Genomic DNA, 11,532 nt, shown 5'->3' on the forward strand with positions numbered 1-11,532 from the left:
CCGCCATGGCGACCCTGCCCCCTTCGCGGCTGTACCGGACGATCTGGCGCTGGCATTTCTATGCCGGGCTGATCGTCGCGCCGTTCCTGCTGATCCTCGCGGTGACCGGTTCGATCTACCTGTTCAACGACGAGATCAACGACCGGATCTATCCCGAACAACGCTTCGTCGCACCGCATGCCGCCAGCGTGGCCGTCTCGACGATGCTGCGCGCCGCGCTCGCCGCGCATCCCGGTGGCGCGACGCGGATCGACATGCCGACCGCGCCGAACCGATCCGCAGTGGTGTTTGTAACTCCGACCGAGGGCGCGCCGCTCCGCGTTTCGGTCGATCCCGGCAGCGGGCGGGTGCTGGGCAGCATCGTGTACGAACGCACGCTGGTCGGCTTTGCCGATACGATGCACGGTTCTCTCACCATCGGCACGCTGGGCGACCGTATCGTCGAGCTGGCGGCGTGCTGGGCGCTGCTGCTGATCGCGTCGGGGGTGTATCTGTGGTGGCCGCGCGGGCGCTCCGTCGCCGCGTTCCGGCTGCGACCGCGCACTACCGGGCGGACATTCTGGCGCGATCTGCACGGGGTGGTCGGCATCTGGACCGTTGCGTTCATCGCCTTCATGCTCGTCACCGGCCTGCCGTGGGCGGGGATAGAGGGTGACCTGATCCAGCGTATAAGCGCAGCGGCGGGGGTCGGCTATCCACCGTCGCACTCCACCCACAATCCGCCCAAAAGCGTGCCGATGAAGCAGGCGCTGGGCGCGGCGCCGTGGACGCTGGAAACGATGCCGATGCCGATCTCCGGCGAACATGCCGGACACGCCGGGCATGCGATGGGCGCGGGCGCGTCCGACGCGGCGACCATCACCGGCGCCGACCGCGCCGCCGCCGTGTTCCGCGCGCATCACCTAAGCGGCTACCGGCTGTTCCTTCCCGCCGGGCCGACCGGCGTCTACACCGCCTACACCTATCCCGATCAGCCGGAGGGGCAACGCACGCTCTACGTCGATCGGTGGAGCGGCAAGCTGATCCGCGAGGTCGATTTCGCAGAGTACGGCATCGTCGGCCGCGCGGTGGAGCTTGGCGTGCAGCTGCACATGGGCAACTACTTCGGCCTCGCCAACCAGATCGTGATGCTGATCCCCTGCCTCGCCGTCATCACCTTGGTGGTGAGCGGCTTCGCGATGTGGTGGAAGCGGCGCCCGGCCGGTCGCCTCGCCGTACCGCCGCGCGTGGCCGGCGCGCCGGTTGCGGGACTGATCGCGATCATCGTGGTGGCGGGCGTGGTGATGCCGCTGCTCGGCACATCGCTGATCGTAGTGGTGCTGATCGATCGCGCGGTCGTGCTGTTCGGGCGCAAACGCGCGTTGACCGGCGACGTGGTTCGGCTAGGCAGGTGACGATGCCGCCCCCGCCCCTCCTCCGCGTGTCAGGTGTCGCCAAGTCGGTGCCAGGTGGCAGACGGCTGTTCGAGGGGCTCAACCTCGATATCGCGGCCGGCGAGCTGGTCGCGATCGTCGGTGATTCGGGGGTAGGCAAATCGACCTTGCTAAACATGCTCGCCGGGCTGGACGGCGTGGACACAGGCGAGATCGCCGTCGAGGGCACGGTCCTCGGCACGCTGGACGAAGCGGCGCTCACCCGGCTGCGGCGTGAGCGGATCGGCTTCGTGTTCCAGGCCTTTCACATCCTGCCCTATCTCAGCCTGCGCCAGAACGTCGCGCTGCCGCTCGCGCTCGTCTCGGCCGATCGCAAGGCGGTGGCGGAACGCGCGCAGGCGATGCTGGAACGGGTTGGCCTGGGTGCGCGCGGAGACGGCTATGCGCGCGATCTGTCCGGCGGCGAGTTACAGCGCGTGGCGATCGCGCGCGCGCTGATCCATCGCCCGGCGCTGATCCTCGCCGACGAACCGACCGGCAACCTTGACGCCGAGACGGCGACGCGCATCCTCGCGCTGTTTGCAGACAGCGTGCGCGCGGGCGGCGCGGCGGCCATTCTCGTCACCCATTCGCACGCCGCCGCCGCCATCGCGGACCGCACGCTCGTCCTCACCCCAGCCGGCCTGATGCCGGCCTGATGCGGCCGGACAGCGGCTTCCTGCGGGCGCGGCTCGCGCTCGGCTGGCTGATCCTGGGCGAATGGCGTGCCCACCCGGCGCGCTGGCTGCTGACGGCAGTGGCGATCGCGATCGGCGTGGCGCTCGGCTTCGCGGTGCATCTCGTCAACGGCTCGGCGCTGGCCTCGTTCGAGGGGGCGCTCAACAGCGTCAACGGCGCGGCGGACCTACAGGTCAATGCGCGCACCCCGCTCGGCTTCGACGAACGCCTGTATCCGCGGCTGCTCGCTGCGCGCGGTATCGCCGACGCCAGCCCGGTGGTGAAGCTCGACGCGCGCGCGGGCGCGGTGCGGCTGACGCTGCTCGGCCTCGATGCGATCCGTGCCGCGCAGGTGACGCCGTCGCTGATCGGTATCGGCGCCAGCCCCGGCGATGCGTTCGCGGAGGATGCGCTGTTCCTCTCCGAGACCGCGCGGCGGGCGTTGGGCGTGAAGACCGGAGCGCACGTGACCATCACCGCCAATGGCCACGCCGTGCCGCTGCGCGTGGCGGGAACGCTGCCCGGTGTGGCGGATGGGCAGAGCATAGCCGTGATCGATATCGCTGTCGCGCAGTGGCGGTTCGGGCGGCTCGGGCGGCTCGACCGCATCGACCTGAAGCGCGCGGACGGAGCGGACGAAACGGGTCTTGCCACACGCCTGCCGGCCGACGCGGTACTCGGCACCGCGCGTAGCGACGGCAGCCGCACCGATGCGCTGTCGCGTGCGTACCGCGTCAACCTAGACATGCTGGCGCTCGTCGCGCTGCTGACCGGCGGGTTCCTGGTGTTCTCCGCGCAGTCGCTGTCGGTGGCGCGGCGGCTGCGCGCGTTCGCGCTGGTGCGGACCCTCGGCTTGCCGCGCGCCGGCATCGTCGCGACCGTCGCGGCGGAAGGGCTGGTGATCGGGCTGATCGGCGCGAGCGTGGGGCTGGCGATCGGCTACGCGCTGGCGTGGGCCGCGTTGTCGATGCTCGGCGGCGATCTTGGCGCCGGGTATTTCGACGGGGGCGGCGCACATCTGGTGTTCGCGCCATGGGCGGCGGCGGGGTTCTTCACGCTTGGGCTGGTCGCGGCGATCGGCGGCAGCGTCGTGCCGGCGCGGATCGCCGCGCGCGCCGCTCCGGCGGCGGCGTTGCGCAACACGGGCGACATGATAGATCCGCGCGCGCGGATCTCGTGGGCGCCCGCGCTGGTGCTGATCGTCTGCGGCGGCGTGGCGGCGTTGCTGCCGGCGGTGGGCGGACTGCCGCTGTTCGGCTTCGCTGCTATGGCGCTGATCCTCGCCGGAGGGATTGCCGGTATGCCGTGGCTGGCGCGGGCGCTGCTCGCGCCGCTCGCGCGTGCGGACGGTCGCAACGTGCCGCTCGGCCTTGCGCTACGCCATCTCCACGGCGCGCCGGGGCAGGCCGCGACCGCACTGTGCGGCATCGTCGCCAGTACCGCGCTGATGATCGCGATGGCGATGATGGTGTTCAGCTTTCGTGGTGCGGTCGATACATGGCTCGGGCAGGTGCTCTCCGCCGATCTGTACCTCCGCACGGAGGGCGGCGCGCTCGACCCGCAGGCACAGGCGAAGCTTGCGCGGATCCCCGGCATCGCGCGCATCGCCTTCAGCCGCCAGATCCCGCTGTCGCTCGCCGCCGATCGTCCGCCGGTAGTGCTGATCGCACGGCCCGTTGCGACCGGGGAAGCGGACCCGAGCCTTGTGTTGATCGCCGGCTCCACCACGGCTCAGCCGGGCGCGGTGCCGGTGTGGGTGTCGGAACCAGCGGCGCGGCTATACCGGTGGCAAGTCGGTGATGTGGTCGCACTGCCGTTCCACGCGCACTTTCGCGTTTCGGGCGTGTGGCGTGACTACGCGCGGCAACAAGGCGCGATCGTGATGCGCGACGGCGACTACACGCGCCTGACCGGCGACGCCAGCCGTGACGAGGCCGCGATCATGCTGCGACCGGGTACGCGTGGCGACACCGTCACCGCTGCCTTGCGCGCCGCCGCGCCGGGCGTGGCAATCACCGAGCCTGCGACGTTGCGCCGCTTCGCGCTGCAACTGTTCGATCGCAGCTTCGCCGTGACCTATCTGCTGGAGGCGATCGCCATCCTCGTTGGCTTGTCCGGGGTGGCGGCCACCATGTCGGCGCAAACGATCGCCCGCACGCGCGAGTTCGGGATGTTGCGCCACATCGGCGTCTCGCGGCGGCAGGTCACCGCAATGCTCGCGAGCGAAGGCGCGCTGCTTGGCGGGATCGGCGGGATCGCCGGCATCGGTCTTGGCGCGGTGCTGGCGCAGGTGCTGATCCGGGTCATCAATCCGCAATCGTTCAACTGGACAATGGCGACGCTGGTGCCGTGGAGGACGATCGGGTGCGTGGCGCTGGCGCTGGTGATCGCGGCATCGGTGACGGCGATCCTTGCCGGTCGGCGTGCCACGGCAATCGATGCGGTGCGCGCCGTGCGGGAGGATTGGTGATCCGCGCCGCCGCCCTGCTGCTCGCCGCCGCCGCGATGGTGGCGGCCAGTCCGACCGCCGCACCTTACCCAGTGGTGCGCCCCGGTCGCGCCTTCGCCTTTCCGACCGATCATGGCGCGCATCCGGCGTTTCGCACCGAATGGTGGTACGTCACGGGTTGGCTTCGCACTAAGACGGGCAACGATCTCGGATTTCAGGTGACGTTCTTCCGCACCCGCCCCGGTGTTGGCGAGACGAACCCGAGCCGCTTCGCGCCGCGCCAGATCCTTTTCGCGCACGCCGCGCTATCCGATCCCGCCACCGGCCATCTGCTCCACGGCGAGCGCGCCGCGCGCGCCGGCTTCGGCGTGGCGCAGGCGCGGATCGGCGATACCGACGTGAGCCTGCGCGACTGGCGGATCGTGCGGCGGCCGGACGGGCATTTCGCGACTAAAGTTGCCACGCCCGACTTCACGCTGACCCTCGATCTTGCCCCGCGTCAGGGCGTAATGTTGCAAGGGCAGAACGGTTACAGCCAGAAGGGGCCGAAGCCGGAGCAGGCGAGCTATTATTACTCGCTGCCGCATCTTGCCGCAGCAGGGCGGCTGACCCGCGGCGGCAAGGCCGAACCGGTCACGGGCAAGGCGTGGCTCGATCGGGAATGGTCGTCCGACTATCTTGGCGGCACGGCGACCGGCTGGGACTGGACCGGGCTGAACCTCGATAATGGCGGTGCGCTGATGGCGTTCCGCATCCGGCGCGCAGACGGCGGGACATTGTGGGCCGGCGGATCGCTGCGCCGCAAGGATGGCACCCTCACCCGCTTTGCGCGCGGAGACGTCCAGTTCGATCCCGTTGCACGCTGGCGTTCGCCACGGACCGGCGCGGTTTACCCGGTTGCGCAGCGTTTGACGGTGAAACTACCGGAGGGGATGCGCAGCTTCACGTTGCGGCCGCTGTTCCCCGATCAGGAGCTCGACGCGCGACGCAGCGGCATGCCGGTGTATTGGGAGGGCGCGGTGCGGACCGAGGGCGGGCGCGGCTATCTCGAACTGACCGGCTATGCCGATCGGCTGCGCATGTAGCCGTCAGCGCGTGAGCAGATCGGCGAACGTCAGTACGTAAAGGAAGCTGGCCCATACCAAACCGGCCACGGCAGCGATCCGCACAATCCCGCTGGCACCCTTCAACTGCATGAACAACAGTGCGATCAGCAGCGCCTTGGCGAGCGCGATGGCCAGCCCCGTCTCGGTCTTCAGCGGCAGTCCCGGCACGAACGCATAGACGATCGTCAGCGTCAGCAGCGCCATGAGCGCCGCCCAGATGCGCAGCGGCTTGACGAGGACGTGGTGGCGCTCCTCTCGCGTCATCGCCCGGCCAGATACAACAAAGGGTAGAGGAATACCCACACCACATCGACGAGGTGCCAATACAGCGCGGTACCCTCGGCAGTGGTCCAGCGCGCGGCCAATTGGTCGCGCGGGATCAGCAACATACGCGCCACGATGCCGAGGCCGATCGTCAGATGGATGGCGTGGACGACGGTGACGGTCCAGTAGAACGCCCAGAATTCGCTCGCGCCGGTCTGCGCTATCGGGAAGTCGCGCCCGGGCAGCAGATGCTCGCTGACGTCCTGCCAATATTCAAAGCCCTTTACGGTAACGAAACACAGGCCAAGCGCGATCGTAGCAAAATACATTGCGCGCGCCAGCGGTACCGCACCGACACGCACCGCCCGCTCCGCTATCGCCATCGTCAGGCTGCTGGTGAGGAGCACGACCGTGTTGATGCTGCCGAACCACACATCGGTATGGCGCGCGCCGACGATGAAGCCGGCGGTGTGTTCGACGCGTGACACGGTGTAAAACAGGAAGATGCCGCCGAAGAACAGCGTTTCGGTGGCGAGGAACATCCATACGCCGAACTGCGTCGCGACGCGCTGGCGCTCGGCATCCGCCCACGGTTTTTGCAGTGCGGTGTCGGTCACGGCGTTTGGGCCTGGTCGGTCGGCGCGGCGGAGTGCGGCGCGAACCCTTCCGGGTGATAGCCGTACGGCTTCTCGGTCACGATCGGAGGGCTCGCGAAGTTCTCCGTCGGCGGCGGTGAGCTGGTCTGCCATTCCAGACCGGTCGCATCATGCGGGTTGTCGTCGGCGCGTGGCCCTTTAACGAGGCTCCACGTCAGGTAGAACAGCGGCCAGAGATAGGCGAACGCCAGCACCACCGCTCCCGTAGAGCTCATCACCTGCCACGGCTGAAACTCGGGTGGGTATTCGTGATAGCGGCGCGGCATGCCCATGTAGCCGAGGATGAATTGCGGGAAGAACGTGAAGTTGAACCCGAAGAACATGCTCACCGCCGCGAACTTGCCCATCGTCTCCGAATACATCCGCCCCGTGATCTTCGGCCACCAGAAGTGCAGCCCGGCGAAGAACGCCGATACCGATCCGCCGACCATGATGTAATGGAAATGCGCGGTCACGAAATAGGTGTCGGTCAGCTCGACATCGACCGGCAGGCTGGCGAGGAACAGCCCGGTCAGCCCGCCCAGCGTGAACAGCCCGACGAAGCCCAACGCGTACAGCATCGGTGTCGAGAACCGGATCTGCCCGCGGTACAAAGTGCCGGTCCAGTTGAACACCTTGATCGCACTCGGCACCGCGATGACGAAGCTCAAAGCGGAGAAGACGAGGCTTGCGAACGGCGACTGCCCGCTGACAAACATGTGGTGGCCCCAGACCATGAAGCCGATCAGCGCGATCATCAGCATCGCGTAGACCATGAATTCATAGCCGAACACGCGACGCCGCGCCTCGCAGGCGATCACCTCGCTCACCACGCCCATCGCCGGCAGCACCATGATGTAGACGGCGGGGTGGCTGTAGAACCAGAACAGGTGCTGGAACAGGATCGGGTCGCCGCCCGATCGTGGATCGAAGATCGGCATGCCGAATGCGCGCTCCGCGAACACCAGCAGCAGCGCCATCGCCAGCACTGGCGTCGCCAGCACCATGACGAGACTGGTGGTATACATCGACCACGCGAACAGCGGCAGGCGCATCCACGTCATGCCCTTGGCGCGCAGCAGGTGGATGGTGGCGAGAAAATTGATGCCGGTCGCGATCGAGGAAAAGCCCGCCACGAACACACCCGCCGCCGCCAGCAGCACGTGGCTGTTGGAATAGAGGGTGGAGAATGGCGTGTAGAAGGTCCAACCGGTATCCACCCCGCCGGCAAGCAACGCGAACAAGGTCAGCAGACCGCCCGACAGCCACAGATACCAGCTGAACAGGTTGAGCCTGGGATAGGCCACTTCGTCCGCGCCGATCATCAGCGGCAGCAGGAAATTGCCGAGCGTGGTCGGGATCGACGGCACCAGGAAGAACCACACCATGATGACACCGTGCAGCGTGAACACGCGGTTGTAGGTATCCGCGCTGAGCAGATCGCCCTTGGGGGTGACGAGTTCGGCCCGGATCAGCGTCGCCGCCGCGCCGCCGAGGAAAAAGAAGAAAGTGATGCCCGCCGCATACAGCAAAGCGATACGCTTGTGATCGGTGGTGAGCAGCCACGAGCGCACAGTGGTACCATTGGTAAGGTAATTGCGCTCGCCAGGTTCGCGAGCGAGCAGGCCGACTTCCGGCGTTTCGGTCATGCGACCCGCTCCGGCCGTTCGGCACAGCGGGAGGGCGAAAACAGGTCCATCACTTCACCTTGCCCGACTTCAGATACGCTACCAGCTTGACCACGTCGTCCTCGCTCGCCGTGCCCTCGTAGGCTGGCATGATCGGCGCATAGCCTGCAACAACCTGCTTCTGCGGCATCAGGATCGAGTCGCGTAGGTACCCCTCGTCCGCGGTCACGAAGCCACCGCCCGTGATCGGCACCGGCTTGCCGTACAGTCCGGCGAGGCTCGGCGCACGCACCACCGCCGACCCGCCGTGGCACCCCGAGCACCCCATCTGCACGAACAGCTTGGCACCCTGATCGGCAAGGCTGTCACCCTGCGGCTGCGCGCTCGACCAGCGCGCGTAGTCGGCCGCGCTCTGCACGATGATGCCGCCGATCATCCGGCTGTGGTCGGTCCCGCAATACTCGGTGCAGAACAGATGATAGGTGCCGACCTTCGACGCCTGAAACCACGCTTCGACATAGCGGCCCGGAAGCACGTCCTGCTTGATGCGGAAGGCGGGCACGAAGAAGCTGTGGATCACGTCCTGGCTGGTCATCACCAAACGCACCGGCACGCCCACCGGCACATGCAGCGCGTTGATCTCCCGCGCGCCATTCGGATGTTCTAGCTTCCACATCCATTGCTTTGCGACGACGTGTATCTCCATCGCGTGCTTGGGCACCTTGAACTGCTCGGTATCCAGAGCAGCGGCGAACCAGAACAGGAAGATGAACACGAACAACGTCGCCGCCGTCCAGCCGATCTCGATCTCCCCCGACAGTCGCTCCGGAACCGGCCCACGTGGGACGTTGGTGCCGCGCCGGTAGCGGAAGCTGAACAGCAGTACGAGGGTGCCGACGAGCAGCATGATCGCGATCGAAATGCCCGTCAGCATCCAGAAGATGCGGTCCACCTGTGGTGCGAGCGTGGAGGCCTGCTCCATCATATCGGACGCCTCCGCCTGAACAGGAATATCGCGAGTGCCGCCAGCAGAAGTACGGACAGCGCCTGCATACCGACCACGATCGCCCGCCCGTATAGTCCGTGCGCGGAGGCAAAGCCGTAGCAGAGGTGCGCCACCCGTTCGGTAAAGCTAAGAGCCGTGGTACCGACGAGCGCGGCCTTCATCGTAGCGGCGGTGAGCGCCATCTCGGGCAAGAGCGCGCGTAGCCGGCCGTCCGCACCGAACACATACACGGATGCATCGTGCGCGAACTGATCGTTGTCCGCATCATAGACATATCCGTAGCCAAGCGCTTTAGCCGCAGCCGGCGTGGCATCCGCATCGCCGAGCAGCAAGGTGGTGGCGCGGGTGACGCGTGCGTCCACGCTCATCTTCTCACCCATCGCGCGTGCCTGCGCGGCACCGTCCTTCGGATCGAGGCCGACCACCGCGACGCGGTAATCGGTGCCAGCCTGTAGGCCGGTCTGGGAAAGCGCATTCTGCGTCAGCCGCAGCCCCGGCGCGCAAATGTGGGCACAGGTATAATCCGCGAAGATCAGTACGAGCGGATGCCCCGCCGCGACCGCGCCGAGCGTGACCTGCCGGCCCGCCAAATCGGCAAAGCGCAGGTCCACCGGCAGCGCTGCCTTAATCCCCGGTCGCGCCACTGCGCGGGCGAGTTGATCCGGCGTCAGCGCGGCCGACGCCGGTGCGGCGGCGAGCAGCATCACGATGGTCAGCAGCCAAGCGATCATCGTGGCCATCCTGCGGCGACAACAGCTTGTTTGGCGGCATCGACCTGCGCGTCGGTCCGCCGCGGTGGCGCAGGGCGAACGGGGTCGAGCGCGCCGTCATGCACATAGCTTTCCACGCCGGGGGCGGGGAACGGCGTAACCGGGTGATGGCGAACCGCGAAATCTCGTTCGTAGAGCCAGCCCGCCGCCGCGACCAGCGCGAGCAACGTCACCGGAATCGTGACCGCAGCGATCATTGCGCGACGCTGCGGCACTTGCCAGCCCTCCGGAGCATCATCAGCCATGGGCACGGCTCCACCATCCGACCCCGGCAGCGATCAACGCGAGCCCGGCCGCAGCCGAGAGCCACACCGCGACCCCACCGCCGACCCACCAGCCGTTGGTGACGAACAGCGCGATCAGCACCGCCACGCCGGCAGCCTGCTCGCCGCCACGCCCTGGCCGCAGCATCAGCAAGGCGACCGGCGTTGCCAGCCCCGCAATCAGCGCCACCCATACCGCGACCGCACCCCACGGCGAACTGCGCACGACGTAAAAGCCCACCCGCGATGGCAGGTTGCCAAACCAGAGGATCAGATAATCCATGAAGATCAGATAGCCGAGGCCGAGCGCGGCCGCGACCATCAGCTTCGCCATGTCCGCGCGGAAACGCGCGTCACCACGCCCCAGCACGAGCACGAGCGCACAGGCGCCTGCGATCTGCTCGACAAACAGCATCATCCCCGCCGACGACACGGTATGGCCCGGCACCTCACCCAACAGCCAGTCCATCGCCACGGGGGTGACGAGCGCCGCATACAGCGCCAGTATCACTGCCGCGAACGTCACGGAGGCCCCGCCCGTCAGCCGCACGCCGGCAAAGGCGAGCATTCCGCACGCGATCACCGCGCGTACGCCGACCAGTCCGGGGTTCATCCACAATGCGAGATGCGGCGGCAGCGGTGTCGCCATCTGCGCGAAGCCAAGTACCGCCGCGCCGACGATCACCAGCCGTGTCGCCGCGGGCGGCGCCAGCGCATCCGTCCATCGCGCGCCTGTCACCCGGCCGATCGCGGCAAGCAGCACGCCACCGATCAGCGGCGCACTCGCGGTCAGGAACAGCACGCGCCACGCGGCGGCAAGGACGGGGGCGATGTTCATCGCGCCCGTTCCGGCAGGCGTTGCAAAGCCTTTACGTAAGCCGCGACCGCCCAACGATCGCGCGGATCAACCCGGTCGGCATAGGAATACATCAAGCCGTGACCATGTGTGATGACATCGACGATATAGGCCGGCGGCGCCGCGACCAGTCGCGCGGTGTGGAAGGAAGGCGGCTGCGGGAAGCCGCGCCGCACGATCATGCCGTCGCCCCTGCCCTTCGCACCATGACATTCCGTGCAAAAGATCTCGTACCGCTCCTGTCCACGGTCCATCAGCGCGGCGGTGAGCGGCGGCGGCGTAGCGAGCGCCGCATCTCGCGCGGCCTGATCCGTCGCTATCGTACCTTCGGGTGGGGCGGCGCGCGGCGGCCCGCCCGGCCACAACGCCTCGCTCGACTGCGGACTGCCTTTCTCCTGCTTCTGCATCGACAGATCACAGGCGCCAAGCAAAGGCAGCACCGATACAAGGACGAGCATCGCCGCC

12 protein-coding genes are annotated in these 11,532 nt (G+C 67.7%); 4 read left to right on the forward strand and 8 right to left on the reverse strand.

Going from position 1 to position 11,532, the window contains the following annotated elements:
* Nucleotides 1–5 precede the first annotated feature (5 nt).
* The 4 genes from OXR00_RS03150 to OXR00_RS03165 are packed head-to-tail and all read left to right on the forward strand — an operon-like array spanning nt 6 to nt 5,624.
* Nucleotides 6–1,394: a PepSY domain-containing protein gene (locus OXR00_RS03150; protein ID WP_267386587.1), complete on the forward strand. Its 1,389-nt coding sequence runs from the start codon at nt 6–8 to the stop codon at nt 1,392–1,394.
* Between the two features lie 2 nt (nt 1,395–1,396).
* On the forward strand, nt 1,397–2,071 hold the full coding sequence (locus tag OXR00_RS03155) for an ABC transporter ATP-binding protein (protein WP_267386589.1): 675 nt from the start codon (nt 1,397–1,399) through the stop codon (nt 2,069–2,071).
* A complete protein-coding gene (locus OXR00_RS03160; RefSeq protein ID WP_267386590.1) occupies nt 2,071–4,560 on the forward strand; it encodes an ABC transporter permease in 2,490 nt (829 codons plus the stop codon). The genes OXR00_RS03155 and OXR00_RS03160 overlap by 1 nt, the downstream gene beginning before the upstream one ends.
* Nucleotides 4,557–5,624 (forward strand): carotenoid 1,2-hydratase, encoded by a 1,068-nt coding sequence (locus tag OXR00_RS03165; protein WP_267386591.1) that lies wholly within the window; start codon nt 4,557–4,559, stop codon nt 5,622–5,624. Before OXR00_RS03160 ends, OXR00_RS03165 begins: the two co-directional genes overlap by 4 nt.
* A gap of 3 nt (nt 5,625–5,627) precedes the next feature.
* Here OXR00_RS03165 and OXR00_RS03170 read toward each other — a convergent pair whose 3' ends face one another.
* The 8 genes from OXR00_RS03170 to OXR00_RS03205 are packed head-to-tail and all read right to left on the reverse strand — an operon-like array spanning nt 5,628 to nt 11,525.
* Nucleotides 5,628–5,909 (reverse strand): cytochrome C oxidase subunit IV family protein, encoded by a 282-nt coding sequence (locus OXR00_RS03170; protein ID WP_267386593.1) that lies wholly within the window; start codon nt 5,907–5,909, stop codon nt 5,628–5,630.
* Nucleotides 5,906–6,526, reverse strand: coding sequence for a cytochrome c oxidase subunit 3 (locus tag OXR00_RS03175; protein WP_267386594.1), 621 nt, complete (start codon nt 6,524–6,526; stop codon nt 5,906–5,908). Before OXR00_RS03175 ends, OXR00_RS03170 begins: the two co-directional genes overlap by 4 nt.
* Nucleotides 6,523–8,193, reverse strand: a complete 1,671-nt coding sequence (gene ctaD / locus OXR00_RS03180) for a cytochrome c oxidase subunit I (protein WP_242146408.1) — start codon at nt 8,191–8,193, stop codon at nt 6,523–6,525. Before ctaD ends, OXR00_RS03175 begins: the two co-directional genes overlap by 4 nt.
* Nucleotides 8,194–8,242: 49 nt before the next feature.
* The gene (gene coxB / locus OXR00_RS03185; protein ID WP_267386595.1) at nt 8,243–9,157 is read right to left on the reverse strand and encodes a cytochrome c oxidase subunit II; all 915 of its coding nucleotides are present in this window, start codon (nt 9,155–9,157) and stop codon (nt 8,243–8,245) included.
* On the reverse strand, nt 9,154–9,909 hold the full coding sequence (locus OXR00_RS03190; RefSeq protein WP_267386596.1) for an SCO family protein: 756 nt from the start codon (nt 9,907–9,909) through the stop codon (nt 9,154–9,156). Before OXR00_RS03190 ends, coxB begins: the two co-directional genes overlap by 4 nt.
* Nucleotides 9,906–10,193 carry a hypothetical protein gene (locus OXR00_RS03195; protein ID WP_267386597.1) on the reverse strand — a complete coding sequence of 96 codons (288 nt, stop codon included), beginning with the start codon at nt 10,191–10,193 and terminating at the stop codon, nt 9,906–9,908. Before OXR00_RS03195 ends, OXR00_RS03190 begins: the two co-directional genes overlap by 4 nt.
* On the reverse strand, nt 10,186–11,049 hold the full coding sequence (locus OXR00_RS03200) for a hypothetical protein (RefSeq protein WP_267386599.1): 864 nt from the start codon (nt 11,047–11,049) through the stop codon (nt 10,186–10,188). Before OXR00_RS03200 ends, OXR00_RS03195 begins: the two co-directional genes overlap by 8 nt.
* A complete protein-coding gene (locus OXR00_RS03205; RefSeq protein ID WP_267386600.1) occupies nt 11,046–11,525 on the reverse strand; it encodes a cytochrome c in 480 nt (159 codons plus the stop codon). The genes OXR00_RS03200 and OXR00_RS03205 overlap by 4 nt, the downstream gene beginning before the upstream one ends.
* Between the last annotated feature and the right edge of the window lie 7 nt (nt 11,526–11,532).

Source organism: Sphingomonas sp. GC_Shp_3, assembly GCF_026540945.1.
GTDB lineage: Bacteria > Pseudomonadota > Alphaproteobacteria > Sphingomonadales > Sphingomonadaceae > Sphingomonas.

Coding starts and splice junctions, on each gene's coding strand:
- OXR00_RS03170 (WP_267386593.1), bottom strand. CDS start 5,909: ATGACGCGAGAGGAGCGCCACCACGTCCTCGTCAAGCCGCTGCGCATC.
- OXR00_RS03200 (WP_267386599.1), bottom strand. CDS start 11,049: ATGAACATCGCCCCCGTCCTTGCCGCCGCGTGGCGCGTGCTGTTCCTG.
- coxB (WP_267386595.1), bottom strand. CDS start 9,157: ATGATGGAGCAGGCCTCCACGCTCGCACCACAGGTGGACCGCATCTTC.
- ctaD (WP_242146408.1), bottom strand. CDS start 8,193: ATGACCGAAACGCCGGAAGTCGGCCTGCTCGCTCGCGAACCTGGCGAG.
- OXR00_RS03160 (WP_267386590.1), top strand. CDS start 2,071: ATGCGGCCGGACAGCGGCTTCCTGCGGGCGCGGCTCGCGCTCGGCTGG.
- OXR00_RS03205 (WP_267386600.1), bottom strand. CDS start 11,525: ATGCTCGTCCTTGTATCGGTGCTGCCTTTGCTTGGCGCCTGTGATCTG.
- OXR00_RS03155 (WP_267386589.1), top strand. CDS start 1,397: ATGCCGCCCCCGCCCCTCCTCCGCGTGTCAGGTGTCGCCAAGTCGGTG.
- OXR00_RS03190 (WP_267386596.1), bottom strand. CDS start 9,909: ATGATCGCTTGGCTGCTGACCATCGTGATGCTGCTCGCCGCCGCACCG.
- OXR00_RS03150 (WP_267386587.1), top strand. CDS start 6: ATGGCGACCCTGCCCCCTTCGCGGCTGTACCGGACGATCTGGCGCTGG.
- OXR00_RS03195 (WP_267386597.1), bottom strand. CDS start 10,193: ATGGCTGATGATGCTCCGGAGGGCTGGCAAGTGCCGCAGCGTCGCGCA.